Source organism: Stenotrophomonas sp. YJH_SMC_32 (assembly GCF_059369975.1).
Map to the genome: position 1 here is coordinate 149,622 of NZ_JCAFTE010000004.1, position 26,282 is coordinate 175,903.

Genomic DNA, 26,282 nt, shown 5'->3' on the forward strand with positions numbered 1-26,282 from the left:
ATGGAAACCAAAGCCAACTACGTGCTGATCGGCGCGTTCACCCTGATCACCGGCCTGGCCCTGCTGGCCTTCGGACTGTGGGCGGCCAAATACTCCTCCGACCGCACCTGGCAGGAGTACCGCGTGGTGTTCCGCGAAGCGGTGACCGGCCTGTCGGTGGGCAGCCCGGTGCAGTACAACGGCATCGCGGTGGGCTCGATCACCGAACTGAACCTGGTGCCGGACGACCCGCGCCAGGTGGTCGCGCGCATCCGCCTGAACTCCAACACGCCGGTCAAGACCGATACTCGCGCCAAGCTGGCGATCACCAGCCTGACCGGCCCGTCGATCATCCAGCTCAGCGGAGGCACGCCGCAGTCGCCGGCACTGACCACGGTCAACAAGGATCCGGCACCGATCATCCCGACCACGCCCTCGGCGCTGCAGAACATCACCGACGTGGCCAACCGCATCGTCGAGCGCATGGACCAGATCCTCAGCGACCGCAACGTGGCCTCGATCAACGCGACGCTGGCCAACCTGGAGACGATCAGTGGTGGCCTGGCCGACCGTGACCAGGGTACGCAGGCGCTGCTGCTCAGCGCGCGCGATGCCGCCCGCAGCCTGGACACCACGCTGAAGACCACCAACGGCACCATCGAGCGCCTGGACAGGAACCTGGTGCAGCAGCTGCCCGGCATCATCGACAAGCTCGACACGACCCTGGCCAAGCTCGATTCGGCCGCCGGCAACGCCGATTCGATCCTTGGCGAGAACCGCGCCGCGATCAACAGCTTCGCCAACGATGGCCTCGGCCAGCTGGGCCCGACGCTGACCGAACTGCGCGGCCTGATCCGCGACCTGCGCCGGGTCAGCGACCGTCTCGAGAACAACCCCGCGCGCTACCTGCTGGGCCGCGACGCACCGAAGGAGTTCGAACCCCAATGAGCACGCCCCCCCTTCCGCGCCTGCTGCTGGCCGCTTCGATGGTCACCCTGCTGGGCGGCTGCTCCATCCTCGGCAGCAGCGAGAAAACTGCGGTGACGCTGTACTCGCCGTCCGTGCAGGTCAAGGCGGACCCGGCGTGGCCGCAGGCCAGCTGGCAGCTGGTGCTGGCCAAGCCCAGCGCCGCGCGCATGGTCGACAGCCCGCGCATCAATGTGCGGCCGACACCCTCCCAGCTTGAGATCTACAAGGGGGCCAGCTGGGCGCAGCCGGCCACCGACATGATCGAGGACACTTTGCTGCGTGGCTTCGAGGATTCCGGCCGCATCCGCGGCGTGGCCCGCAGCACTGCCGGCATCCGCGCCGACTACAAGCTGTCCACCGACGTGCGCCGCTTCGAATCGGATTACCAGGGCCAGGCCACGCCGACCGTGGTGATCGAGGTCAACGCCAAGCTGATCCATGTCGCCGACCAGCGCGTGGTGGCCGACCGCACCTTCCGCCAGGCGCAGCCGGTCGGCAGCACCGACGTGCCGGCGGTGACCGCGGCGTTCGAGCGCGGCCTGCAGCAGCTGGCGCAGGACATGGTGGGCTGGACGTTGACCAGCGGCCAGGCCGACCAGCCGAACGTTGCACGCTGATCTCCGCATTCGCCGGGCACGTGGTTGCGGGGTCAGATCCCTTTCCTGCCGGAAAGGGATCTGACCCCTTCTTCGTCAACGTGGGGTAATCCAGCGGAACGTCAGGTTGATGCGCTCGCCCTGCACCCGCGTCATCTTCGGCAACGCGTGCTGGTAGAAGCGCTGCGTCTGCCCGGCCATCAGCAGCAGGTCACCATGGCCAAGCACGAATTCGGCCTTGCGCGCCGGATCGTCGCGTCGGCGCAGCAGGAAACGGCGCGCCGCACCCAGGCTCAGCGACGCGATCACCGGGGCCGGCCCCAGCTCCGGCTCGTCATCGCTGTGCCAGCCCATGTAGTCGCCGCCGCCGCGATAGCGGTTCAGCAGCACGCTGTTGAAGCGACCGTGGCCTTCGGCCCGCAGGCGCTCGCGCACGGCCTGCAACACAGGCGGCCACGGATGCGGCACGAACTCGGCACCGGAGTAGCGGTAGCGCGCCTGCGGGTCGCCGATCCAGCAGCTCAGCCGTGGCGAGTCCACCCAGTTGCCGAACATGCGGATGCGGTGGGTTTCCCAAGGCACTTCGGCCTGCAGTGAGGACAGGAACTGGTCGGCGTCGGCCGCAGCCAGCCAGCCTGGCAGGTGCAGGACGTCGGCATCGGGCAGGTCGTGGGGGAACAGCATGGCGATCCCTCAGGAAACAGGGCGGCCCTGGGCCGCCCTCGTACCATCAGCCGCGCTGGAACGCGACGCCGGTCTTTTCCTTCAGCTCTTCATCACTGACACCCGGCGCGGCTTCCACCAGCAGCAGGCCCTTGTCAGTCACGTCGAATACCGCCAGATCGGTGATGATGCGGTCGACCACGCCCACCCCGGTCAACGGCAGCGTGCATTCGGCCAGGATCTTGTGCTCGCCGTTCTTGGCGGTGTGCTCCATCAGCACCACCACACGCTGCACGCCAGCCACCAGGTCCATGGCGCCGCCCATGCCCTTGACCATCTTGCCGGGCACCATCCAGTTGGCCAGGTCGCCCTTGTCGGTCACCTGCATGGCACCAAGGATGGCCAGGTTCACATGGCCACCGCGGATCATCGCGAAGCTGTCGTGGCTGCCGAAGTAGCTGGCACCGGCACGCGCGGTGACGGTCTGCTTGCCGGCATTGATCAGGTCGGCGTCAACTTCAGCGTCGGTCGGGAACGGGCCGATGCCGAGCAGGCCGTTCTCCGATTGCAGCCATACGTCCACGCCTTCGGGAATGTGGTTGGCAACCAGCGTCGGCAGGCCGATGCCCAGGTTCACGTAGGCGCCGTCGGTCAGCTCCTGGGCAGCGCGTGCCGCCATCTCGTCACGGGTCCACGCCATGTCAGTTGCCCTCCGCGCGGATGGTGCGCTGTTCGATTCGCTTTTCAGGATGCGCGTTGTGCACGATGCGGTGCACATAGATGCCCGGCAGGTGCACCTGGTCCGGGTCGATGGCGCCGACCGGCACCACCTCTTCCACTTCCACGATGCAGACCTTGCCGGCCATCGCGCAGGCCGGGTTGAAGTTGCGCGCGGTCTTGCGGAACACCAGGTTGCCAGCCTCGTCGGCCTTCCAGGCCTTGACCAGCGCCACGTCGGCGCGCAACGCGGTCTCCATCACGTAGTGCTTGCCGTCGAATTCGCGGGTTTCCTTGCCCTCGGCCACCACCGTGCCGTAGCCGGTGGCAGTGAAGAACGCCGGAATACCCGCGCCACCGGCACGCAGGCGCTCGGCCAGGGTGCCCTGTGGGTTGAACTCCAGCTCCAGCTCGCCGGCCAGGAACTGCCGTTCGAATTCCTTGTTCTCGCCCACATAGGACGAAATCATCTTCTTGATCTGCCGCGTTTCCAGCAGCTGGCCCAGGCCGAAACCATCGACGCCGGCATTGTTGGAGATCACGGTCAGGCCCTTGGCGCCGCTGTCGCGCAGCGCAGCGATCAGTGCCTCGGGAATGCCACACAGGCCAAAGCCGCCCACGGCCAGGGTCTGGCCATCGGCGACCACCCCCTGCAGGGCCTCCGCCGCACTGGCGAAGCGCTTGCCGCGCTTACCGCCGGTCGTTGCCGGGTTGCTCATCTACGCCCTCACCTCGTTGGTGTAATCCGCCCATTCTAGGGCAGCGCACCGGTCGGTCACGTGGCGTTGCGGCATGGAAACGATTCCCATACAGGACTGGGACTACAATCTTGGGCTGAGTTCCCCAAGGATCCGATCAATGCCCCTGCCCGCCTTCAAGGCCTATGACATCCGCGGCCGCGTGCCGGAAGAACTGAACGAAGCGCTGGCGCGCCGCATCGGCGTGGCTCTGGCGGCACAGCTTGCGCCGGGCCCGGTGGTACTGGGCCATGATGTGCGCCTGACCAGCCCCGCGCTGCAGGACGCATTGGCCGCAGGCCTGCGCGGTACCGGGCGCGAGGTGATCGACATCGGCCTGTGCGGTACGGAGGAGGTCTATTTCCAGACCGACCATCTGGGCGCGGCCGGCGGCGTGATGGTCACCGCCAGCCACAACCCGATGGACTACAACGGCATGAAGCTGGTCAAGGAGAACGCGCGGCCGATCAGCTCCGATACCGGCCTGTTCGCGATTTCCGATGCGGTCGCCGCCGACACGTCCGAGGCGCAACCGCCGCGTGCCGCGCAGAGCGCCCGGCACGACAAGAGCGCGTATATCCAGCATCTGCTGAGCTATGTCGATGCTGGCAAGCTGCGCCCACTGAAGCTGGTGGTCAACGCCGGCAACGGCGGCGCCGGTGCCATCGTCGACCTGCTGGCACCGCACCTGCCGTTCGAATTCATCCGCATCTGCCACGAACCGGACGGCAGCTTCCCCAACGGCATTCCCAACCCGCTGCTGCCGGAGAACCGCGCCGCCACTGCCGACGCGGTGCGCGAACACGGCGCCGATTTCGGCATTGCCTGGGATGGTGACTTCGACCGTTGCTTCTTCTTCGACCACACCGGCCGCTTCATCGAGGGCTACTACCTGGTCGGCCTGCTGGCCAAGGCAATCCTGGCGCGCAACCCCGGCGGCAAGGTCGTGCACGACCCGCGCCTGGTCTGGAACACCGTGGACATGGTCGAACAGGCCGGCGGCGTACCGGTGCAGTGCAAGAGCGGCCACGCCTTCATCAAGGAAAAGATGCGCGCCGAAGACGCGGTGTACGGCGGCGAGATGAGCGCCCACCACTATTTCCGCGAGTTCGCCTATGCCGACTCGGGCATGATCCCGTGGCTGCTGATCGCCCAGCTGGTTTCCGAAAGCGGGCGCTCGCTGGCCGATTGGGTCGAAGACCGCATGGCTGCCTACCCCTGCAGCGGCGAAATCAATTTCAAGGTCAGCGATGCCAAGGCCGCCGTCGCGCGCGTGATGGAGCACTTCGCGGCGCAGTCGCCCACGCTGGACCACACCGATGGCATCAGCGCCGACTTCGGCGACTGGCGCTTCAACCTGCGCAGCTCCAACACCGAGCCGCTGCTGCGCCTGAATGTCGAAGCCCGGGGCGATGCCGCGCTGATGCAGGCGCGCACCAACGACATCTCCCGCCTCATCCAGCAGTAACCGAGGAACGCATGAGCAGCATCCAGCCCGTCATCCTGTCCGGTGGATCCGGTACCCGCCTGTGGCCGCTTTCGCGCGAGGCGTATCCGAAGCAGTTCCTGCCCTTGGCGGGCGAACTGACGATGCTGCAGGCCACCTGGAAGCGCGTGGCGCCGATCGCCGCGCGCGGACCGCTGGTGATCGCCAACGAAGAGCATCGCTTCGTCGCCGCCGAGCAGCTGCAGCAGGTTGGGGCCGAGCCGGCCGCGATCATCCTGGAGCCGATCGGTCGCAACACGGCCCCTGCGATCGCAGTGGCCGCGCTGGAAGCCACCCGCGACGGTGCCGACGCCCTGCTGCTGGTGCTGCCGTCCGACCACGTGATCACCAACGAGACCGCATTTCGCAGCGCCGTGCAGGCGGCAGCCGGCGCTGCCGAGGCCGGCAAGCTGGTCACCTTCGGCATCGTGCCGACCGGACCGGAAACCGGCTACGGCTACATCAAGGCCGCCGATGGCCAGGGCCTGCGTGCGGTCGAGCGCTTCGTCGAGAAGCCCGACCTGGATACCGCGACCGGCTATGTCAGCAGCGGCCAGTATTACTGGAACAGTGGCATGTTCCTGTTCAAGGCCTCGCGCTACCTGCAGGAGTTGGAACGCTTCCAGCCCGCGATGCTGGCTGGCAGCCGCCAGGCCTGGCAGCAGGCCCGCCGCGACGCCGACTTCACCCGCCTGGACAAGGACGCCTTCACTGCCGTTCCGTCCGATTCGATCGACTACGCGGTGATGGAGAAGACCGCCGATGCGGTGGTGATTCCACTGGATGCGGGCTGGAACGATGTCGGTTCGTGGACTGCGCTGCGCGATGTCTCGCAGCAGGACGGCGATGGCAATGCCCACCAGGGCGACGTGATCGCCATCGACTGCCGCAATACCTATGCCTACGGCCAGCGCCTGGTGGCCATGGTCGGCCTCGATGACGTGATCGTGGTCGAGACCGACGATGCCGTACTGGTCGGCAAAGCCGACCGCATGCAGGAGGTCAAGACCGTGGTGGCACAGCTGAAGGCCGAAGGCCGCAGCGAGGCCACCTGGCATCGCAAGGTCTATCGCCCGTGGGGCGCCTACGATTCGATCGACAACGGCGAGCGCTTCCAGGTCAAGCGCATCACGGTCAAGCCCGGTGGCACGCTCAGCCTGCAGATGCACCACCATCGCGCCGAGCACTGGATCGTGGTCAGCGGCACCGCCGAGGTGACCCGTGGCGATGAAGTGATCCTGCTCAGCGAGAACCAGAGCACCTACATTCCGCTGGGCGTGACCCACCGCCTGCGCAACCCGGGCAAGCTGCCGCTGGAACTGATCGAGGTGCAGTCCGGCAGCTACCTCGGCGAGGATGACATCGTGCGCTTCGAGGATACCTACGGGCGCAGTTGAGGTTTGCCCGGGGTCGGATCCCGTTGCTGCGCAGCGGGCTCTGACCCGTTCCTGATCGGCCCGGCCGCGCGGCATCGCCGGGCACGGCCCGGCGCTACGGCCATCAGGCCAGCTCCGCCATCACCCGCTTCAGGCCGTCCTGCCAGGTTGGCAGCACGATGCCGAAATCCTGCTGCAGCTTGCGGTTGTCCAGCACCGACCAGGCTGGACGCTTGGCCGGGGTCGGATACTCGGAGCTGGGAATCGCCTCGACCGTCGGCACCTTGGCCAACACGCCGGTAGCCAACGCTTCGGCGAAGATCGCCTCGGCAAAACCATGCCAGCTGGTCTGGCCGCTGGCGGTCAGGTGCCAGGTCCCGGACAGCTGCCCGGGATGCTGCAACGCCTGCAGGGTGACATCGGCGATCAGCGCGGCAGGCGTCGGCGTGCCGACCTGGTCGGCCACCACCCGCAGCGCATCGCGCTCGGCCCCGACGCGCAGCATGGTGCGCAGGAAATTCGCGCCGTGCGAGGCATACACCCACGCCGTGCGGAAAATCAGATGGCGGCCACCGGCCGCACGCACCGCGTCCTCGCCATCGCGCTTGCTGGTGCCATACACGCCCAGCGGTGCGGTCGGCTCGTCCTCGCGATAGGGCGCGCTGCCCTGGCCATCGAACACGTAGTCGGTCGAATAGTGTACGAACGGCACGCCGTGGGCCGCGCACCAGCGCGCGATTGCGCCCGGCGCCTGCGCGTTGGCAGCGAAGGTCGCATCAGCGTCCTGCTCTGCGCGGTCAACGGCGGTGTAGGCGGCCGCATTGACCACCAGCGACGGCTGCACGCGATCCAGCAGTGCCGGCAGGCTGTCGGGCTGGCCGAAGTCGGCCGTTTCGCATGCACTGCCGTCCGGCAGCTGGCCGCTGCGGGTAGTCGCGACCACCTTGCCCAGCGGCACCAGCGCGCGCAGCAGCTCCTGGCCGACCTGGCCATTGCCACCGAACACCAGCACGGTCATGGCACGTAGACCGGCAGGCGGTCTTCAGCAATGTCCTTCAGGAATGGCGCGTTCTCGTCCTTGGCCGACAAGGTCGGGGCACTGACCGGCCAGTCCACGGCGATGTCCGCATCGTTCCAGCGCACGCCGGCATCGAAGTCCTTGAGGTAAACCTCGGTGCACAGGTAGCTGAACACCGCACGCTCGGACAGCACAGCGAAGCCGTGCGCGAAGCCCTCCGGAATCCAGAACTGCTTCTTGTTCTCCGCGCTCAGCACCACCGCTTCCCACTGGCCGAAGGTCGGCGAGCCGCGACGGATGTCGACGGCCACATCGTAGACCTCGCCTTCGAGCACGCTGACCAGCTTGCCCTGGGGGCGCGGCCACTGGTAATGCAGTCCGCGCAGTACGCCCTGCGCGGACGTCGACACGTTGCTCTGCACGAAGCGATCGGGCAGGCCCAGCGCGGCGAAGCGCTCGGCATTCCAGGTTTCGAAGAAATAGCCGCGGGCATCGCCAAACACCGCCGGCTCGATCACCACGCAACCGGGCAACTTGGTTTCAATCACTTTCACGGAACGACTCCACGCAGGGCAAGCTTGTGCAGGTACTGGCCGTAGCCATTCTTGATCAGCGGCGCAGCCAGTGCTTCCAGCTGCTCGGCGTTGATCCAGCCCTTGCCGAACGCGATTTCTTCCGGGCAGCAGACCTGCAGGCCCTGGCGGGTCTGGATGGTCTCGATGAAATTGGAGGCCTCCAGCAGCGACTGGTGCGTGCCGGTATCGAGCCAGGCGTAGCCACGGCCGAGGGCCTCCAGGTGCAGGTGGCCCTCGCGCAGGTAGCGCTGGTTCAGATCGGTGATCTCCAGCTCGCCACGCGGCGATGGCTTGAGCTCGGCCGCATAGTCGCTGGCATTGCCATCGTAGAAGTACAGGCCGGTGACCGCGTAGTTCGAACGCGGATTCTCCGGCTTTTCGACCAGATCGATGACCTTGCCGTCCTTGTCGAACTCGGCTACTCCGTAACGTTCCGGGTCGTTGACCCAGTAACCGAATACGGTCGCGCCCTGCTCTCGCTGGTCGGCGTTGCGCAGCACTTCGCGCAGGCCGTGGCCGTGGAAGATGTTGTCGCCCAGCACCAGGCAGCTCGGCTTGCCGGCGACGAAGTCGCGGCCGATCAGGTAGGCCTGGGCGAGGCCGTCCGGACTCGGCTGCACCGCGTACTGGATGTCCATACCCCACTGCGAGCCGTCGCCCAGCAGCTGCTGGAACAGCGCCTGCTCGTGCGGGGTGTTGATGATCAGCACTTCGCGGATGCCCGCCAGCATCAGCACGCTGAGCGGGTAGTAGATCATCGGCTTGTCGTACACCGGCAGCAGCTGCTTGCTGACGCCCTTGGTGATCGGATACAGCCGAGTGCCGGAGCCACCGGCGAGGATGATGCCTTTACGCTGCGTCATGTCGTCTCCAGGGTTCAGGCCGCAGTGCCGATGCGCTGCAGACGGTAGCTGCCGTCCAGCACGCCGTTGACCCACTCCTGGTTGTCCAGGTACCAGTCGACGGTGAAGGCGATGCCCTGCTCGAAGGTGTAGGCCGGCTCCCAGCCCAGATCGTTCTTCAGCTTGGACGCATCGATCGCATAGCGGCGGTCGTGGCCGGGGCGGTCAGTGACATAGGTGATCTGGCTGCTGCGCGGCTGGCCATCCGCACGCGGGCGGCGCTGGTCCAGCAGTGCGCAGATGGCCTGCACCACTTCGATGTTCTGCTTTTCCGAATTGCCGCCGACGTTGTAGGTCTCGCCGACCTTGCCCTTGGCCAGCACGGTGCGGATCGCCTCACAGTGGTCGGACACGAACAGCCAGTCGCGCACCTGCTTGCCATCGCCGTACACCGGCAGCGGCTCGCCGGCCAGCGCCTTGGCGATCACCAGCGGAATGAGCTTCTCCGGGAAGTGATACGGGCCGTAGTTGTTGGAGCAGTTGGTGGTCAGCACCGGCAGCCCGTAGGTGTGGTGGAAGGCACGCACCAGGTGGTCCGAAGCGGCCTTCGACGCCGAATACGGGGAATTCGGGGCGTACGGCGTGGTTTCGCTGAACTTGCCGGTCTCGCCCAGGGTGCCGTAAACCTCGTCGGTGGACACGTGCAGGAAGCGGAAGGCCGCTCCCTGTTCGGCCGGCAGCGCCTTCCAATAGTCACGGACCGCTTCCAGCAGGCCCAGGGTGCCCACCACGTTGGTCTGGATGAAAGCGCCCGGGCCGTCGATGGAACGGTCCACGTGGCTCTCAGCGGCGAAATTCAGTACGGCATCGGGCTGGTGTTCGGCCAGCAGGCGGGTGACCAGGGCGCTGTCGCCGATGTCACCCTGCACGAACACGTGGTTCGGGTTGCCGTCCAGGCTGGACAGGGTCTTCAGATTGCCGGCATAGGTCAGGGCGTCGAGATTGACGACCTTGATGCCACGGGCGACCGCTTCGAGAACAAAGTTACCGCCAATGAATCCGGCACCGCCGGTGACAAGCCATGTAGGCACTACCTGTTCTCCTGATCGAAATTCATCCAAGGGGTGCCATGAAGCACCCCAGCACAGCAGCACAGGATACATGTGGTTCGTCTTCACGACTGCCTGCGTGACGTGAACGACGCACTGGATTCACGCGAGCCATGCCGCAGCGCAGCATAACCATACGCATTCGCATGGTCGTCCCAAGCCAGCTAGAATCGGGATCCCACCCCCGAACCGGTTGCTGTTGCAGGACCGGACGTTCTCCCCGTTATTGAAGGACCCCGTACCAGATGAAAATCCTCGTCGCGTACAAGCGCGTGGTGGACTATAACGTCCGCATTCAGGTCAAGCCGGACGGTTCCGGCGTGGTCACCGACGGCGTCAAGCTGTCCCCCAACCCCTTCGATGAAATCGCCCTGGAAGAAGCGCTGCGCCTGCGCGACAAGGGCATCGCCAGCGAAGTCGTGGTCGCCACCATTGCTCCGGCCGATGCCCAGGCGCACCTGCGCAACGGCCTGGCCATGGGCGCCAACCGCGCCATCCATGTGGTCACCGACCAGGCCATCCAGCCGCTGACCGCCGCACGGACCCTGCTCAAGCTGATCGAGAAGGAACAGCCGGACCTGGTGATCCTCGGCAAGCAGGCCATCGACGACGACGCCAACCAGACCGGCCAGATGCTGGCCACGCTGTGGGGCCGCCCGCAGGCGACCTTCGCCAGCAAGCTGGACATTGCCGACGGCAAGGCCACGGTGACCCGCGAAGTCGACGCCGGCCTGGAAACGCTGGAAGTCGATTTGCCGGCGGTGGTCACCACCGACCTGCGCCTGAACGAGCCGCGCTTCATCAAGCTGCCGGACATCATGAAGGCCAAGGCCAAGCCGCTGGAGACCCTGCAGCTGACCGACCTCGGCGTTGAAGCCGCCGACACCTTCAAGACCACCCAGTACGCCGCACCGTCCAAGCGCAGCAAGGGTGTGATGGTCAAGGACGCGGCCGAACTGGTGGCCGCACTCAAGCAGAAGGGGCTGCTGTAATGAGCAAGATTCTCGTCATCGCCGAGCACCACGACGGCAAGCTCAACGCCGCCACCGCCAAGACCGTCAGCGCTGCTGCCGCCATCGGCGGGGCCAGCATCGACGTGCTGGTGCTGGCCGCCGATCCGGCCGCCGTCGCCGCCGAGGCCGCGAAGATCACCGGCGTCGCCAAGGTCCTGACCGTTGCCAACGCTGCCAACGCGCAGGCCATCGCGCAGGTGCTGGCGCCGCAGATCGCGCAGCTGGCCAAGGGCTACACCCACGTGTTCGGCCCGTCGACCACCTTCGGCAAGGACCTGATGCCGTGCGTGGCTGCCCTGCTGGGCGTCAACCAGGTCTCCGACCTGATGACCGTCGAAGGCAGCCACACCTTCAAGCGCCCGATCTATGCCGGCAACGCGATCATCACCGTGGAAGCCCCGGCCGACCAGATCGTGGTCGCCACCGTGCGTGCCGCGTCGTGGCCGGAAGCCGCCCAGGGCGGTAGCGCCGCCATCGAAGCGGCCAGCGTCGACGCTGCCCTGCCGACTCACACCCGCTTCGTCGGCCTCGCCGCGGGTGCCAGCGACCGCCCGGACCTGCAGAGCGCCAAGCGCGTGGTCTCCGGTGGCCGTGGCGTCGGTTCGGAAGAGAACTTCAAGGTGATCTTCCAGCTGGCCGACAAGCTCGGTGCCGCCGTTGGTGCCTCGCGCGCCGCGGTCGATGCCGGCTACGTGCCCAGCGACCTGCAGGTGGGCCAGACGGGCAAGATCATCGCCCCGGAGCTGTACGTGGCCGTGGGTATCAGCGGTGCGATCCAGCATCTGACCGGCATCAAGGACGCCGGCACGATCGTCGCGATCAACAAGGATCCGGATTCGCCGATCTTTGAGATTGCCGATATTGGGTTGGTGGGGGATCTGTTTGCGATCCTGCCGGAGCTGGAAAAGGCGTTGTAAATGAGTGGAAGCGCGTCCCCGGCACCGGCGTCGCCGGACCGCCGGGGACGGGCGGCCCGCTGGGTCATCATCATCGCAGCGGTCTATATCGCCGCTCTGTACTACATCGATCGGGACAGGAATATTCTGTCCCGCCTCGCCGACATGGCGGCGCCTCTCGGCGCCTGCGCCCTGCTGGTACTTCTGAGTTATCTCCTGCGTTACCTGCGATGGCGCAGCATTCTGCGTGCCCAGGGTTTCCCACTGCCGCAATGGAGGCAGGGGCTCCTGGCCTATCTGGCAGGCTTTGCTTTCACCGCCTCACCCGGCAAGGCAGGAGAACTGCTGCGAATCCGCTACTTCGGATGGCTGCATGTCCCCGCCCGGACCACCCTCAGCACTTTCATCTTCGAGCGCGCCATCGACCTGCTGGTCATTACCCTGCTGGCGATCGGGGCGGCCACTCTGGTGCCTGTATTCGGTCTGCTGACAGTGATCATTCTGCTGATCCTGTCTGCGCTGGTTGCGTTTGCCCGCTGGTCACCGCTGGCGCGCGCCTCACGCCATGCGATTGACCTGGTGCCGGGAAGGCCGTTGCGCCAGCTGGGTCACTTTCTGGTGGACGGTGCTGGCGCTCTCGGTCCATTGATGCGTCCCGGCCTGCTGGCCAGCAGCTCCAGCTGGGGCGCCGGCGCCTGGGGACTCACCGCAATCGCCTTCGCATGGCTGTGCCATACCTCCGGCATTGACCTGCCGTGGCCACTCGCGCTTGGCATCTACCCGTTGGCAATGCTGGTCGGGGCGCTGTCCTTCGTACCCGGCGGGGTAGGCACCACCGAGGCATCCATCGTAATGATGCTGAACGCGAGCGGTGTCGACACCGACGCGGCGCTGGCCATCGCCATCGGCATCCGCCTGGTCAGCCTGTGGCTGGCAGTGCTGGTTGGCGTGCTGGCGATGGTCGCGCTGGAGTCTGCCGGTTCAGCGCCCCGGCAAGGCCACTGAAGCCCTACTGCTGCCCCTGAAGCCTCGATCACTTATCATCGTCGGGTTATCAGGGACTTGAAGAGCACTGCAATGCGAAAATTGGATGCACCCAGGAATGGAGCCGGCGCACTGTGACGGTTTCCAATCGCCCGCTCTGCGTTGATCTCGACGGCACCCTACTGCGCTCGGACATCCTGTACGAGTCACTGCTGGCCTTGCTTGCCCACAATCCGCTTTACGTCTTCCTCCTTCCCTTCTGGCTGTTGAAGGGCAAGGCGCATGTGAAGCGGCAGCTGGCCTCCCGCGTGAAGCTGCCCGCCGAAACACTGCCCTACGACGAGCGCGTGCTGGAGATCCTGCGCACCACCACGCAACGCCCCCGCGTGCTGTGCACCGCCTCCGACCGCCTGTTGGTCCAGCCCATCGCCGACCATCTGGGATTGTTCGAGGAAGTGATGGCCAGCGACGGCCAGACCAACCTGTCCGGCAGCAACAAGGGGCAGGCACTGGCAGCGCGCTTTGGCGAACGAGGCTTCGATTACATGGGCAACGGCAAGGTCGACCTGAAGGTCTGGGCCCATGCCGGCGGTGCGATCGTGGTCAACAACGGGGCCGGGCTGGCCAAGGCCGCGGCCAAGCAGACCGAAGTGCTCGCCCACCTGCCCTCGCAGAACGGCGGTCTGATCACGTGGATCAAGGCGCTGCGCGTCTACCAGTGGCTGAAGAACCTGCTGGTGCTGGTACCGCTGCTGACTGCCCACCGCTTCTTCGATCTCACCTCGATCATTGATGCGGGCGTGGCCTTCCTGGCCTTCGGTCTGTGCGCATCCGGCGTGTACCTGCTCAACGATCTGCTGGACCTGACCCCAGACCGGATGCACCCGCGCAAGCGCAAGCGCCCGTTTGCAGCGGGCACGCTGCCACTACTGCATGGCCTGCTGGTGGCGCCGTTGATCACCCTGGCCGGCTTCGCCCTGGCGCTGGCCTGCAGCCCGGCCTTTGCCGGCGTGCTGCTCTGCTACTACGTGATGACCCTGAGCTACTCGCTCAAGCTCAAGCGCATTGTAATGATCGACGTGGTGATGCTGGCGGCGCTGTACACGGTGCGCATCATCGGCGGCGCGGTGGCGATCAACTCAGAGTTGTCGTTCTGGCTGCTGGCGTTCTCGATGTTCGTGTTCCTCAGCCTGGCCATGCTCAAGCGCTACACCGAACTGGCCTCGGCACTGGCCAGCGGCAAGGAAATGGCAATCGGCCGAGGCTATTCGGTGGCAGACCTGCCGCTGGTGCAGTCGCTGGGCGCGGCCGCCGGCTACATCGGCGTCGCGGTCTTCGCGCTGTACATCAACAGTCCCGAAAGCCTGGAGCTGTACACCAATCCCAAGCTGCTGTGGCTGTTGTGCCCGATCCTGCTGTACTGGATCAGCCGGATGTGGATCGTCTCGCACCGGGGCGACATGCATGACGACCCGATCGTGTTCGCGGCGATGGACCGCGGCAGCCAGATCGTCATCGCCCTGTGCGTGCTGATCGTCCTGATTGCCATATGAGTGCAGCGGTTGGCCAGTCCTGGGGGCGCTACCCGCGGGTAGAGCAGCGGATCCTTCCGGTGCTCGACCGCGCTGCTGCCCTGCCGCTGCCCGCAGAGGGCGGCACTGTGCTGCCCCACGGCAACGGGCGCAGTTACGGCGACAGCTGCCTGAACCCAGGCGCGACACTGCTGACCAGCCGCGCCCTTGACCGTTTCATCGATTTCGATCCGGCCACGGGCATCGTGCGCTGCGAAGCAGGGGTGACCCTGGCCGACATCCTGGACATCGCGCTGCCGCGCGGCTGGTTCCTGCCGGTCACCCCGGGCACCCGTTACGCCACCGTGGGCGGCGCAATCGGCAACGACGTGCACGGCAAGAACCACCATCGCGCAGGTACGTTCTGCCACCACGTGCTGCGCCTTGAACTGCTGCGCAGCGATGGTTCGCGCCAGCAACTCACGCCGGACGATAGCAGCGGCCTGTTCGCCGCCACCGCAGGTGGGCTGGGCCTGACCGGCTTCATCACCTGGGCCGAGCTGCAGCTTCGTCGGGTACCAGGCCCCTGGATTGAAACCGAGTCGATCCGTTTCGGCAATCTCATTGAGTTCTTCGAGCTTTCGCGTGACTCGGCCGAAGGGTTTGAATATACGGTGGCCTGGATCGACTGCCTGGCCAAAGGTGCAAACCTCGGTCGCGGCCATTTCCTGCGTGGTGACCATGCCCCTGGCGATGCGCAGGCGGCCACGCCCAGTTCGGCCCCTCGCCGTAGCATGCCCATCGTGCCTCCGGTATCGCTGGTCAATCCGCTGACCCTGCGTCCGTTCAACACGCTGTACTACTGGCGCCAGCCGGCGCGCCGGGCCCGCCACGTATCGCACTACCAGAGCTATTTCTATCCGCTGGACGGCATCAACCACTGGAACCGCATGTACGGCCCGCGCGGCTTCCTGCAGCACCAGTGCGTGCTGCCGCCGGCCACCGCGCGCGACGCCACCGCTGCGCTGCTGGGCGAAATTGCCCGCAGCGGGCGCGGTTCGTTCCTGGCGGTGCTGAAGGAGTTCGGCGACCGGCCCTCGCCAGGGCTGCTGTCGTTCCCGCGACCAGGTACCACCCTGGCGCTGGATTTCCCCAATGACGGTCCCGAGCTGTTGAAGATGCTCGGCCGCCTGGACCGCATCGTCAGCGAAGCGGGTGGCGCCGTGTATCCGGCCAAGGACGCCCGCATGTCCGGCGCCTTGTTCCGCCAGGCCTATCCGGCCTGGGAAGCCTTCTCCCGCTTCATCGACCCTCGATTCTCATCCGGCTTCTGGCGCCGGGTGATGGAGTAACCATGCAGAAGATCCTGATCATCGGCGCGACCTCGGCCATCGCCGAATCGGTTGCGCGCCTGTACGCCGCTCGTGCCGCCGCGCTCTACCTGGTGGGCCGCAGTACAGGCAAGCTGGACGCCATTGCCGCCGACCTGCGTGTGCGTGGCGCCCAGCACGTGCATACCGGCGTACTGGACGTGAACGATGTGGCCGCCCATGGCGCCCTCCTGGACAACGCATGGGCCGCGCTGGGCGGCATCGATACCGTCCTGATCGCGCACGGCACCCTGCCCGACCAGGCTGCCTGCGATGCCTCGGTGGACCTGTCGCTGCGCGAGTTCGCCACCAACGGTACGTCCACCATCGCCCTTGCAGCAGCCCTGGCACAGCGCCTGCAGTCCGGTGCGAGCCTGGCCGTCATTTCTTCGGTGGCCGGTGATCGTGGCCGCGCCAGCAATTATCTGTACGGCAGCGCCAAGGCAGCAGTCACCGCCTACCTGAGCGGGCTGGGCCAGCGCCTGCGTCCGGCTGGCATCAACGTGCTGGTCATCAAGCCCGGCTTCGTCGATACGCCGATGACCGCCGCGTTCAAGAAGGGCGCTCTGTGGGCGACACCGGACAAGGTCGCCGCCGGCATCCTCAAGGCGATCGGCAAGCACAAGGCCGTTGCCTACCTGCCCGGTTTCTGGTGGGCCATCATGATGATCATCAAGAACATCCCCGAATTCGTTTTCCGCAGGATCAAGCTCTGACATGACCGACAAGCACGCCAAGATCGTCATCACCGGTGCCGCCGGCCTGGTCGGTCAGAACCTGATCGTCGAGCTCAAGCAGCAGGGCTACACCCAGCTGGTGGCCATCGACAAGCACGCGCACAACCTGGACATCCTGCAGAAACTGCACCCGGATGTCCGCGTGGTGCTGGCCGACCTGGCCGAGCCGGGTGCCTGGGCCGGTGAGTTCAACGGGGCTGCCTGCGTAGTGCAACTGCATGCACAGATCACCGGCAAGACCACCGACCTGTTCGTGCGCAACAACATCACCGCCACAGGCCATGTGTTGAAGGCTACCCAGGACGCGGCTGTGCCGTACATGGTGCACATCAGCTCGTCGGTGGTGAATTCGGTCGCCAAGGACGATTACACCAATACCAAGCGCGAACAGGAAGAAATGGTGGTGGCCAGCGGCCAGCGCCACTGCGTGCTGCGCCCGACGCTGATGTTCGGCTGGTTCGACCCCAAGCACCTGGGCTGGTTGTCGCGTTTCATGGCGCGCACCCCGGTGTTCCCGATCCCGGGCGATGGCAGGTTCATGCGCCAGCCCCTGTATGAACGCGATTTCTGCCGCTGCATCGCCAAGTGCATCGAAACCGAACCGGACGGCGAGGTCTTCGACATCGTCGGCGACACCCGCGTGGACTACGTGGACATCATCCGCACCATCAAGCGGGTGAAGAAGCTGCATACGGTGATCGTGCACATCCCGATCGGCTTCTTCGGCTTCCTGCTGAAGGTCTACAGCCTGTTCAGCAGCAAGCCGCCCTTCACCGCCGACCAGCTGAAAGCACTCAGTGCCGGCGATGACTTCAAGGGCATCGACACCGAGGCCGTTTTCGGGGTGAAGCAGACGCCGTTTGAAGAAGCCATCCGCGAGAGCTACACCGACCCGCGCTACAGCCACATCGTGCTGCAGCGCTGATCCACAAGAACAGAAGAAGACTCCTCATATGCGCAATTTCGCCATCATCGGCAGTGGCCCCATGGGTCTCATGGCAGCCCTGGAGCTGCTCAAGCAGGGCCACAAGGTCGACATCTACGAACGCGACGATCGTATCGGCGGCATGTCGGCCGACTTCGATTTCGACGGCCTGCGTATCGAGCGCTACTACCACTTCATCTGCAAGACCGACTATCCCCTGTTCAAGCTGCTCGACGAGCTGAAGATGTCTGACCGCCTGCACTGGACAGACACCAAGATGGGCTATTACTACCAGGGCAAGCTGCACAAGTGGGGCACGCCGTTCGCACTGCTCGGCTTCCCGCACCTGGGGCTGGTGGACAAGGTGCGCTATGCCCTGCATGTGATGCATACCAAGGGCATCCAGGACTGGACCGCGCTGGACAAGGAGAATGCACGCGACTGGATTACCCGCTGGATCGGCCCCAAGGCCTACAAGGTGATGTGGGAAAAAGCGTTCGCGTTGAAGTTCTTCGAATACCAGAACGACCTCTCCGCGTCCTGGATCGGCACCCGCATCAAGCGTGTGGCCCTGTCCCGCCGCAATCTGTTCAATGAAAGCATGGGCTACCTGGAAGGCGGTTCGGCCGTGCTGCTGGACCGGATGGCCAACGAAGTGACCCGTCTTGGCGGGCGCATCCTGCTTTCCCAGCCGATCGAGGAAGTCACGTCCCTGGAAGGCAAGGTTACCGGCATCCGTACACCGGACGGCCACCATCCCTATGAAGCGGTGGTTTCCACCGCGCCCATCCAGTACGTGCCCCAGATGGTTCCAGGCCTGCCGAAGGCATTTGCCGACAAGGTGGCGGCCATCGAGAACATCCCGGTGGCGTGCGTGATCCTGAAGCTGTCGCAGCCGGTCAGCGAGAACTTCTGGATGAACATCAGCGATGACCGCATCACCATTCCCGGCCTGATTGAATACAGCAACCTCAACCCGGGCAAGGGACCTGGCGAACACATCGTGTACGCACCGTACTACATGCCCAAGACCCACCCGAAGTGGCAATGGAGCAACCAGCAGCTGATCGACGAGGTCATCAGCTACCTGCCCATGATCAACCCCGCATTCAAGCCGGAATGGATCAAGGCGACCCATTGCCACCGCTACGAGTACGCGCAGACCATCTGCCCGCCGGGCTTCCAGGACATGCTGCCGCCGATGAAGACGCCCGTCGAAGGCTTCTACATGGCCGACACCGCTTACTACTATCCGGAGGATCGCTCGATCAACGAGAGCATCGCGGTGGGTAGTTCGCTTGCGCGCCTCGCCAGCACCGGAGCAGCTGAAGCGTGAACCAGCCAGCAGTTTCGCGCCAGTTCCTGTTGTTCCTGATCGCCGGCGGCACCGCCGCGGCGATCAACTTCGGGTCGCGCATCCTCTTCAGCCAGTACATGCACTATGTGCCTGCGATCGTGCTGGCCTACTGCCTGGGAATGATCACCGCTTTCACGCTCAACAAGCTCTTCGTTTTCGAGAAGGCCGGCAACCGTCTGCACCACCAGATCCTGTGGTTTGTCCTGATCAACCTGGCGGCCGTCGTACAGACCATCCTGATCAGCCTGCTGTTTGCCCGGTACGTCTTCCCGTGGTCGGGCATCGATTTCCACAACGAGACACTCGCTCACAGCATCGGCGTTGCCGTACCCGTAGTGACGAGCTATGTCGGCCATAAATACCTGTCGTTCGCCAAGGCAAAAGACTCACCCGCTCGATGAAAACCCTCACTTCTGGCAACGCCCCCTCCCTGTCCATGCCGGGAGAGCGCCAACGCCGTGGTATTGCCAGCCTCCTGCTGACCGTCCTGTCGATCGCGGTGCTTATGGCACTGCATGTGGAGCTGCTGACTACCACGATCAACAAAGGCTTGTGCTGCTTCGACGACTCCTCGTTCGCCGTGGTATCCAAGAACCTTGCCAGCGGCGATGGCTATCTGCTGACACTTGATTATGGCAATGTCGATCACAGCGGGCGCCTGTTCCATCCGGCGCTGGGCACGGGGCCCAGCGCGATCCTGGTCGGTGCTGCTGCCATCGAGGTCTTTGGAACCAAGCCCTGGGCACCCGGCTTGATGCTGGTGCTGTTCAATGCACTTGTCCTGTCCTTCTGCATTGCCGTCATATCCCGACGGCTCGGCATTGCGCGCGCATCAAGCTACATCTGCCTTGTGGCGCTGGCCAGCATCGCAGTAACAACGCAGCATCATGAGCAGTGGTTCGCCTTCTTCGGCGAGGTCCAGTCGCTGGCGCTGGTGTTGGCCAGCTTCGTGTTGATTGCCTACGGAAACCGTTCACGCCTGAACCTGTTGGGTGCGGGCTTGCTGCTGGGCATGTCATTCCTGGCCAAGGAGCTGTCCGCACTGTTCACTCTGCCGGTGGCCTTGCTGGCATTGGCCCTGTTCCTCCGCGGCCCCGCGCGCCCCTGGCGCGTCCGCCTGGCAGAGTCGCTTGCGCCGCTGTTGCTGGTTGCTGCAGGTACGTTGCTGCCGATCGTGCTGTTCGAAGCCTATCGATTCCACGCCATGGGGGGTCTTGACGGGTGGCTTCAGAACTGGACGCAGCACATCGACTTCGTGAAGTCCCAAGGCATGGATGAGCGGGGTTTGGGCTTGTCTGCTCTTGTGGCAGAACGCCTGGCACTGTTCTCTTCCCGTTTCAGCATCGGCTTCATCGCGCTTTCCGTGCTGGCCCTGCTTGGCATCACCGCAACGTTGCTGACGGCGCATGATCGCCGGCCGAAAGAGCTTGCCCTGCTGGTCGGCAGTGCCTGGTTGATCATTTCCTGCTACTGGTTGCTGCTCTCGCTCGGGTGGGCGCGGTACGCCTTCAACGTGATTCCGCTGGCATTTGCGTGCGCCGCGCTTCCCGTGCTGTCCATCTCCGGCCGCGAATCACGCCGCGCCATTCTTCCAGGCGGCGTATTGACGCTCCTGCTGGCCATGCTGGTTCAGCCCACCTACCACTATGCGCGGGAAACCTGGCTTCCGACGGTACATCCCGCAACGCCCAGTGGATTGACCGACGCGCAGCAGCAGAACCGGCTTGAGGCCTACCTGCGCGATTACCACGGAACGCTGTACATCCCGTGGTGGGCCCATGGCGCGAGCATGGAGTATCGCCTTCCCGGCCACGCCCGGATGGCGGCCATTACCGCCTCTTCGGACAGTGAGGGATTGCTGCTCATCGATACGACCTTGCCGTTGCCGGAAAGCAGCGACTGGGCGGCCTTCTCTCCTCGTTGCACGCTCGAGGTCGAGTTCGGCGAACGCTATCGCGTAGAGCACTGCACCGCGAAGCCTTGATTCTCCCGCTGCCCGCCACGTCCTTCCGGACGTGGTGGGCAGCGGGCCGCAGCGCATCCGTTCCGATGCCCTGCCGCCGCCAGCCAATCACCCCGCACCGGGGTAACCGTCCCACATCATCGTGGGACGATGATCCTGCAATCAGCGGCAGGTAGTTCCCGCCCGCCCTCAGCGTATTCACCCAGGATCTGCCGGTAGTAGCCCTCGCGCTCACCCGACCCAGCCAGCTGGTTGGGGCAGTCCACCACGGCCCCCATGCGCCCACCACCGAGCAGGACGCTGTCGGGCTTGGCGATGGATGCATAGTGCTCCAGGGGCGCCCAGTCGGGCACCATCACCGCGCGACGGCTGGCCAGATAGGGCATCTCCGACGACCAGTCCATGCCGAAGACGATGATCACATCGTCGGTGTTTGTATTTTCCTTGACCACGCGGGCCACTTCGGAAAAGCGCGACGGCTGGAAGGCACCCTGCATCATGGGCAGAAAATGACCATGCATGTACCAGATGCTGAGAGCAGACAGGCCAAGTGCCGCGGCACTGCCCAGCATGACACCCCTGCGACCGGCAACTGACACCCCAAGCCACCACAGCAGCAGACCGACGATAGAGGTCGCAAAGACCTGGTTCGCCGTCTGGTAGTAATCGTGGACGAAGTGGAGGTTGGTAAAGGTCATGAACGGGATGACGTAGGCTGCCAGAAGCAGTCCCACCGCCACCCGCGTGCGCGGCACCACCAGGCCAAGCACTACCACGAGCAGGAACAGGTAGGTGGAACCGAACAAGTCGGCGAAACGCTTGTCCACGAAGACCTTCTTCCATACCGCCGGGTCCAGGCGCTGGGCCAACGTCCCGTAGTTCCAGTTGCCAAGGGCGGCCGATGTGAACGATGCACCCAGCGGTGTCTGGGACTTCATCGCATCGGCATGATGCAGCCATGCAATCAGCACAACCAGCGCCGCAACCGCCGAGGCGGCTCCCCAGCCAATCAGCCTCGCATGCGCGGAAATCCACGCGTAGCGCCAGCCCTTCTCCCGCAGTACCACCCACACGAACGCCAGCGCAACGAACACCGCGAATCCATAGAAGGTGGTCACCTTGATCAGCGCAGCGAGGAGGGCAGCGATAACGGCAAGCAACCCGTAGCGGTGTCCGCCACCACGCCAGACGCGGCAGATGGCCCACACGAACAGCAGTCCGAAGAATACCGCCGTGGACTCGATCATCACCGACCGAGCCCAGAACAATGCGAGCGGTGAAACAGCAAATGCGCCCGCAATGCAGGCCGCCATCGCCCGTTCGGCGCGGACCTCAAGCACGATCCGGTAGACCATCCAGACCGAGGCAATCTGGAACAACACAGACACCAATCGACCACTGCGATCAGTACCTAGGCCAGTCACCGCCGAGATCAATGCCGAAAGCCCCTGGAACAATGGAAACTCGAAGGGGATCGACCACGGAGCACCAGCGACAGGCGTGATGTAATCGAAGAACGAGCCACCACGCGCGAGCCATTCGGTAGACAGCGCTGTCTGCGCCTGACGGAATCCAAAGGCATCGACAATCGGCATCGACCAGCTGTACGAGGTCGCCCATACCAACAGAACGGTCGAACAAGCCAGAAGGATCTGGCCCGGCAGAGCGGTTCGCTTCATGAAAATCTCCTGGAATCATGCAATACACAGCCGTGCATGCAGCCTCCCGCCGCAGCGCGGCGGGAGGCGAATGGCAAGGTCAGAACTTCAGCCTGCGCCCGTTGTCGCAATTGAACTGAATCCCATCCCCCAGCAGGACGTGATACACGCCCGGCGGCAGGGCCGACAGGTCCATGAGCACTCGGAACCCACCCCGCTTCAATGCAGGAATCCCCCTGTCTTCGGCAACGTCAGGCCGTGGCGTGTTGTAGGTGATCGGAACCGTCCATGTCCTCGTGCCGCCTTCCTGCTTGAGAACCACCATCGGCGACTGCGACAGATCGCCTGCTGCCGCGCCCCCCATCCAGCCCCCGAGCATCACGTTCCCCGGGTTGGCCGGAACGTAGTACGGCTCGGCACCGAAGGGGTGGTTGTCGAGTGACTCGAGGTTGCACAGGCTGAACGGCTGGCTGGGCTGCGCAGCCTTCGCGGTGTCGAGTTCCGTCGCGTTCTGCAGGACGGGAATACCCGGCAGAATGCTCTCGGCTACATTCGGATCAGGAACCTGGGGCCCCTCCGGCACCTTGCACGAAGTAACCAGCAAGGCGACCGAAGCGATTCCCATGTACCGGAGGCAGAGCGATTGCATTCTGTTCATGCCGGCACCTGATCAGACGCGGCTCGGAAGCTGCTTGAGATCGTGCTGCCACGAGTATTCGAAGACGTACCCGCCGTGCGCATCGGAAATGTATCCGGACTTCGGCGCCCCCGGCTTCAGGTGATGCGGAGGATAGGCCTGCAACGAGGTGTAATGCGTTACGTAGGACTTGCGGGTCAGCATGTCATCGGTGATGCGGGTACCTTCATGCGACAGATTGCCATGCCATACCAGCACGTCTCCCTTCTTCGGGCAGTACACGATCGGCTCGATCGCCTTTTCCTTCATCTGCGCGGCAAGGTAGACGCTGAGTTCATCCGGCTGGCGGACGCTGTCCGGCTCGAACAATACCGACCCGTTGCCCCAGTCGAAGAAACCGGACTTGTCCACGCGGTGCGAGCCGGGGTAGTAGGCCAGGGGGCCTGAAGCCGGATCGATGTCCTCAAGCGGGATCCAGCTTGCAGCAAGGTGTGCAACCGGGTCCTGGCAGCGGACATAGGGATAATCGATATGCACCGGCTGCTGGCTGCCCTTGTAGAAGGTCAGCGACTGCATCGCGCAGGCCGGCCCGCCGAAGACATGACGGAGAAAGACCGCGACGTGACGGGTCAGGCTCAATTCTGCCGCGACACGGGAAATGGTATGGATACTGTTGAACTTCAGGCCGGAAAAATCGAGCTCTTCCGCTGTGAGATCGCGAATGTGCTTCTGGACACCGCGAACCTCGACGTTCAGGTCGAAGTCGAGGAAATTCCTGCGCAGGTGCTCGATGTCATTCTCCAGCGCATCAATCAGGCTGCGATTGACCACGTCCTTGAACAACACGACACCGTTCTCATGCCAGTTCTTCAACGACTCGCGAAGGTCAAAGTCCAGCTGCTCGCTGACCTTGGCCACGTAAGCATCAATCGCAGGATTGTCCAGATCCAGCCAAGGACGGCCAGCCAGCCATTTGTTCGCGTCGTACAACATTACTGCTCCAGGGAAATTCGGGGTGACTCCTGCTCATGCCCCCAATCTGATGGTGCCGGGCAGGTCCTTGTTGCTTTCGGTCCGGCATCCTCCGCCGGGCCACTATCGTCTCACAACCGCAGCCTGACCGGCCGGCTGCTTCCACCAACGTTCCTCCAGCGCCCTGCCCAGGCGGATGCCCGGCAGCTCGATGAACCGATAACCCAGCCAGGCCAGGGGCAACATAATGCTGAAGGTCAGCAGCGTGCAGGCCAGGAAGGAAAGGGTCACCGGATGCTGGCCGGCGTAGATCCACCGGTAAACCGGCATCAGCAGGACCACCACCGGAGGGTGCATCAGATAGAGGGAGTAGCTGATCTTGCCCAGGAATGCAGTGAACCGGTTCACCAGCAGCTGCCAAGGGGCCTGCGCCAGGCCCGCGAAGATCAACCCATAGGCCACGCCCTGCAGGTAATACGGCATTCCCAGCAGATTGGGCAGCCACCCACGGATCAGTGCAAGGAAAGTGAAAACGCCGGCAACGAGCATCATCGTGCCCTTGGACCGCCGCTCCGGGTCGGCCGGGTCCAACCTGGCAAACCAGAAATAGAGCAGGCCACCTACCGCGAAGATCGGCAGATGCCGTAATACGCTCCACTGCTCGATCGACTCACGCCACCCCGCCGGCAACGCCACAAGGTCCAGTGCAGCCAGAGTCAGGTACCAGAGCAGCAGCATGGCAAACACCATTGCGATTGCCGAATACAGATTCCGCACGCGGGCATATATCAGCGGGAACACGGCGTAGAAGATCATCTCCACGCCGATGGTCCAACCTGCCCAGACGATACCCTCCTGACGGAGCGGGAAGAAGTTGAACACGAACAGGACCGACGCCATCACTCCTTGCAGGGAATGGTGGTTGTCGAACACCCATGCATCGCGAAGAACGGTCGCGGCAATCATGAAGTAGAACAGCGGGGCGATACGCAGGAAGCGGTGTAGATAGAACGCTTTCAAGGGAGCCCCACCCGCCTGGCGCAGCGGCATGGTGTAGTAGAGCGAGAACGCGCTGACGATGAAGAACAGGGTGACGCCGGTTCCTCCCATCAACGTGAACGTCTCGGCCCAGCGCGGCAGCAGCAGCTGAGGCTGCGGGATAAGCGCCATGTGGTAGACGACGACATAGGCCGCAGCCAGTCCCCGCAGGCTGTCCAGAAACACCAGCCGCTGCTTTCCGCTCACGTCGGCAGAGTTGAATCCCTTCATTGTTACTCTCTGATCAGCCTGTCAGCGGACAGCTTTGATGACCACGGGCAGCATAAGAAAATCGTCGCTGTACCGGTAGTTGTTGGTGACCATCCCCGCGTACGGCGCGTAGGAAAGGCCAAACTGGACGCTGCGAAAACCAGCATCCAGAAGCAGTTCCGGGAGATCGGCACCAAAGCTGTTGAAGGTGTAGACACCTTCCGGCCGCAACCCATCACCATGCATTTCGGTCGGCAGGAACTCGTGCAGGACACCCTCCGCGTCGAGCCGTCCGCGTACCAGAGTCTGCGGCAGCCAGGGGAACCACGGGACATTGAACAGCAAGATGCCATCCTCTTTCAGTACGCGGCTGCATTGACGCAGTGCTTTCGAAGCATCCGGCACGTGCTCGAGAACATCGTTGTGCAGGATCCCGTCCAGCTCTCCATCGGCAAACGACAGTGCCTGCATGTCCTGATGGATCGCATGCCGGCGCTGTTCCTCCTGCCCCTCCCTGCCCGGGAACTCGTAGATCATGCCGCTCAGCGCGGCCGGATCATGGAACTCCGAAAGACGGCAGTCCCGCCAAGTCGCCGCGCAGTAACGCCCCAGTGGGCTGAATGCCTCCAGCAGCGCCAGCTTCGCGTCATCGGCAAACAGGCGCCTGGCCGCGATGAACAACTGCCTGGAGCGTGCGTTCAATCCGCAGCGTTGGCAAACCAGTCCTTCGCGAAGATTGACATCGTCGCCGAACATCGCACCGCCATTGACCGCCATGTCCACCACATGGCGACAATGCACGCAGTAGCCTTCGAATACCGGCCTGGCCGCAATCGCCGCATCGATTTCGCGCATGTCGTCCAGTTGATCCTGGACCGCAGTGGTCAGCAATGTTACCGAGTCGTACCACATCAAGCTGGGATACATTCCGTCTCCTTGCGCTG

General features: G+C 64.3%; 26 protein-coding genes. 14 read left to right on the top strand and 12 right to left on the bottom strand.

The window, feature by feature from the left end; all coding sequences use genetic code 11:
* Together AC5P7S_RS08485 and AC5P7S_RS08490 are read left to right on the top strand one after the other, a co-directional pair.
* Positions 1 to 927 carry an MlaD family protein gene (locus AC5P7S_RS08485; RefSeq protein ID WP_095378641.1) on the top strand — a complete coding sequence of 309 codons (927 nt, stop codon included), beginning with the start codon at positions 1 to 3 and terminating at the stop codon, positions 925 to 927.
* Positions 924 to 1,565, top strand: coding sequence for an ABC-type transport auxiliary lipoprotein family protein (locus AC5P7S_RS08490; protein ID WP_095378644.1), 642 nt, complete (start codon positions 924 to 926; stop codon positions 1,563 to 1,565). The genes AC5P7S_RS08485 and AC5P7S_RS08490 overlap by 4 nt, the downstream gene beginning before the upstream one ends.
* A gap of 75 nt (positions 1,566 to 1,640) precedes the next feature.
* Here AC5P7S_RS08490 and AC5P7S_RS08495 read toward each other — a convergent pair whose 3' ends face one another.
* From AC5P7S_RS08495 to AC5P7S_RS08505, 3 genes are read right to left on the bottom strand one after another with little or no spacing between them, the layout of a single operon-like run.
* Positions 1,641 to 2,228, bottom strand: coding sequence for an alpha-ketoglutarate-dependent dioxygenase AlkB family protein (locus AC5P7S_RS08495; RefSeq protein ID WP_095378647.1), 588 nt, complete (start codon positions 2,226 to 2,228; stop codon positions 1,641 to 1,643).
* Positions 2,229 to 2,274: 46 nt separating this feature from the next.
* Entirely contained in the window at positions 2,275 to 2,907 is a 633-nt protein-coding gene (locus AC5P7S_RS08500) for a CoA transferase subunit B (protein WP_095378650.1), read from the bottom strand.
* Position 2,908: 1 nt separating this feature from the next.
* Entirely contained in the window at positions 2,909 to 3,643 is a 735-nt protein-coding gene (locus AC5P7S_RS08505; protein WP_095378653.1) for a CoA transferase subunit A, read from the bottom strand.
* Positions 3,644 to 3,782: 139 nt separating this feature from the next.
* On the opposite strand from AC5P7S_RS08505, the gene AC5P7S_RS08510 reads away from it, so the two are divergent.
* Both AC5P7S_RS08510 and AC5P7S_RS08515 read left to right on the top strand, forming a co-directional pair.
* Positions 3,783 to 5,129 carry a phosphohexomutase domain-containing protein gene (locus AC5P7S_RS08510; RefSeq protein ID WP_095378656.1) on the top strand — a complete coding sequence of 449 codons (1,347 nt, stop codon included), beginning with the start codon at positions 3,783 to 3,785 and terminating at the stop codon, positions 5,127 to 5,129.
* A gap of 11 nt (positions 5,130 to 5,140) precedes the next feature.
* Positions 5,141 to 6,544, top strand: a complete 1,404-nt coding sequence (locus AC5P7S_RS08515) for a mannose-1-phosphate guanylyltransferase/mannose-6-phosphate isomerase (RefSeq protein ID WP_005415191.1) — start codon at positions 5,141 to 5,143, stop codon at positions 6,542 to 6,544.
* 103 nt (positions 6,545 to 6,647) lie between these two features.
* Here the strand turns inward: AC5P7S_RS08515 and rfbD are convergent, their stop codons facing one another.
* The 4 genes from rfbD to rfbB are packed head-to-tail and all read right to left on the bottom strand — an operon-like array spanning position 6,648 to position 10,049.
* Positions 6,648 to 7,541: a dTDP-4-dehydrorhamnose reductase gene (gene rfbD, locus AC5P7S_RS08520; protein WP_095378659.1), complete on the bottom strand. Its 894-nt coding sequence runs from the start codon at positions 7,539 to 7,541 to the stop codon at positions 6,648 to 6,650.
* Positions 7,538 to 8,095, bottom strand: coding sequence for a dTDP-4-dehydrorhamnose 3,5-epimerase (gene rfbC / locus AC5P7S_RS08525; protein WP_004141806.1), 558 nt, complete (start codon positions 8,093 to 8,095; stop codon positions 7,538 to 7,540). The genes rfbD and rfbC overlap by 4 nt, the downstream gene beginning before the upstream one ends.
* Positions 8,092 to 8,979, bottom strand: a complete 888-nt coding sequence (rfbA, locus tag AC5P7S_RS08530; protein WP_014645856.1) for a glucose-1-phosphate thymidylyltransferase RfbA — start codon at positions 8,977 to 8,979, stop codon at positions 8,092 to 8,094. The genes rfbC and rfbA overlap by 4 nt, the downstream gene beginning before the upstream one ends.
* A gap of 14 nt (positions 8,980 to 8,993) precedes the next feature.
* Positions 8,994 to 10,049 (bottom strand): dTDP-glucose 4,6-dehydratase, encoded by a 1,056-nt coding sequence (gene rfbB, locus AC5P7S_RS08535; protein WP_095378662.1) that lies wholly within the window; start codon positions 10,047 to 10,049, stop codon positions 8,994 to 8,996.
* 263 nt (positions 10,050 to 10,312) lie between these two features.
* Between rfbB and AC5P7S_RS08540 the strand changes: the two genes are divergently transcribed.
* The 10 genes from AC5P7S_RS08540 (at position 10,313) to AC5P7S_RS08585 (ending at position 20,844) form a co-directional block, all read left to right on the top strand.
* Positions 10,313 to 11,059, top strand: coding sequence for an electron transfer flavoprotein subunit beta/FixA family protein (locus AC5P7S_RS08540; RefSeq protein WP_095378665.1), 747 nt, complete (start codon positions 10,313 to 10,315; stop codon positions 11,057 to 11,059).
* Positions 11,059 to 11,997, top strand: a complete 939-nt coding sequence (locus tag AC5P7S_RS08545) for an electron transfer flavoprotein subunit alpha/FixB family protein (protein WP_095378668.1) — start codon at positions 11,059 to 11,061, stop codon at positions 11,995 to 11,997. The genes AC5P7S_RS08540 and AC5P7S_RS08545 overlap by 1 nt, the downstream gene beginning before the upstream one ends.
* The gene (locus AC5P7S_RS08550; protein ID WP_095378671.1) at positions 11,998 to 12,981 is read left to right on the top strand and encodes a lysylphosphatidylglycerol synthase transmembrane domain-containing protein; all 984 of its coding nucleotides are present in this window, start codon (positions 11,998 to 12,000) and stop codon (positions 12,979 to 12,981) included. It abuts the gene before it with no gap.
* Positions 12,982 to 13,094: 113 nt separating this feature from the next.
* Entirely contained in the window at positions 13,095 to 14,513 is a 1,419-nt protein-coding gene (locus AC5P7S_RS08555) for a UbiA family prenyltransferase (protein ID WP_095378674.1), read from the top strand.
* Positions 14,510 to 15,823 (top strand): FAD-binding oxidoreductase, encoded by a 1,314-nt coding sequence (locus AC5P7S_RS08560; protein ID WP_095378677.1) that lies wholly within the window; start codon positions 14,510 to 14,512, stop codon positions 15,821 to 15,823. The genes AC5P7S_RS08555 and AC5P7S_RS08560 overlap by 4 nt, the downstream gene beginning before the upstream one ends.
* 2 nt (positions 15,824 to 15,825) lie before the next feature.
* On the top strand, positions 15,826 to 16,557 hold the full coding sequence (locus AC5P7S_RS08565) for an SDR family oxidoreductase (protein WP_095378680.1): 732 nt from the start codon (positions 15,826 to 15,828) through the stop codon (positions 16,555 to 16,557).
* Between the two features lies 1 nt (position 16,558).
* The gene (locus tag AC5P7S_RS08570) at positions 16,559 to 17,503 is read left to right on the top strand and encodes an NAD-dependent epimerase/dehydratase family protein (RefSeq protein WP_095378683.1); all 945 of its coding nucleotides are present in this window, start codon (positions 16,559 to 16,561) and stop codon (positions 17,501 to 17,503) included.
* Between the two features lie 28 nt (positions 17,504 to 17,531).
* On the top strand, positions 17,532 to 18,839 hold the full coding sequence (locus AC5P7S_RS08575; protein ID WP_095378686.1) for an NAD(P)/FAD-dependent oxidoreductase: 1,308 nt from the start codon (positions 17,532 to 17,534) through the stop codon (positions 18,837 to 18,839).
* Entirely contained in the window at positions 18,836 to 19,261 is a 426-nt protein-coding gene (locus AC5P7S_RS08580; protein WP_095378689.1) for a GtrA family protein, read from the top strand. Before AC5P7S_RS08575 ends, AC5P7S_RS08580 begins: the two co-directional genes overlap by 4 nt.
* Complete coding sequence (locus AC5P7S_RS08585) at positions 19,258 to 20,844, top strand: hypothetical protein (RefSeq protein ID WP_141239389.1); 1,587 nt, start codon at positions 19,258 to 19,260, stop codon at positions 20,842 to 20,844. The genes AC5P7S_RS08580 and AC5P7S_RS08585 overlap by 4 nt, the downstream gene beginning before the upstream one ends.
* 116 nt (positions 20,845 to 20,960) lie before the next feature.
* On the opposite strand, the gene AC5P7S_RS08590 is transcribed toward AC5P7S_RS08585, so the two are convergent.
* The 5 genes from AC5P7S_RS08590 to AC5P7S_RS08610 form a co-directional block, all read right to left on the bottom strand.
* Entirely contained in the window at positions 20,961 to 22,502 is a 1,542-nt protein-coding gene (locus tag AC5P7S_RS08590; protein ID WP_095378694.1) for an ArnT family glycosyltransferase, read from the bottom strand.
* Between the two features lie 79 nt (positions 22,503 to 22,581).
* Entirely contained in the window at positions 22,582 to 23,139 is a 558-nt protein-coding gene (locus tag AC5P7S_RS08595; protein ID WP_141239390.1) for a hypothetical protein, read from the bottom strand.
* Positions 23,140 to 23,151: 12 nt separating this feature from the next.
* Positions 23,152 to 24,111 (bottom strand): phytanoyl-CoA dioxygenase family protein, encoded by a 960-nt coding sequence (locus tag AC5P7S_RS08600; RefSeq protein WP_095378699.1) that lies wholly within the window; start codon positions 24,109 to 24,111, stop codon positions 23,152 to 23,154.
* A 102-nt stretch (positions 24,112 to 24,213) separates the two neighbouring features.
* Complete coding sequence (locus tag AC5P7S_RS08605) at positions 24,214 to 25,359, bottom strand: acyltransferase family protein (protein ID WP_095378702.1); 1,146 nt, start codon at positions 25,357 to 25,359, stop codon at positions 24,214 to 24,216.
* A 21-nt stretch (positions 25,360 to 25,380) separates the two neighbouring features.
* Entirely contained in the window at positions 25,381 to 26,265 is an 885-nt protein-coding gene (locus AC5P7S_RS08610) for a class I SAM-dependent methyltransferase (RefSeq protein WP_095378705.1), read from the bottom strand.
* Positions 26,266 to 26,282: the final 17 nt, after the last annotated feature.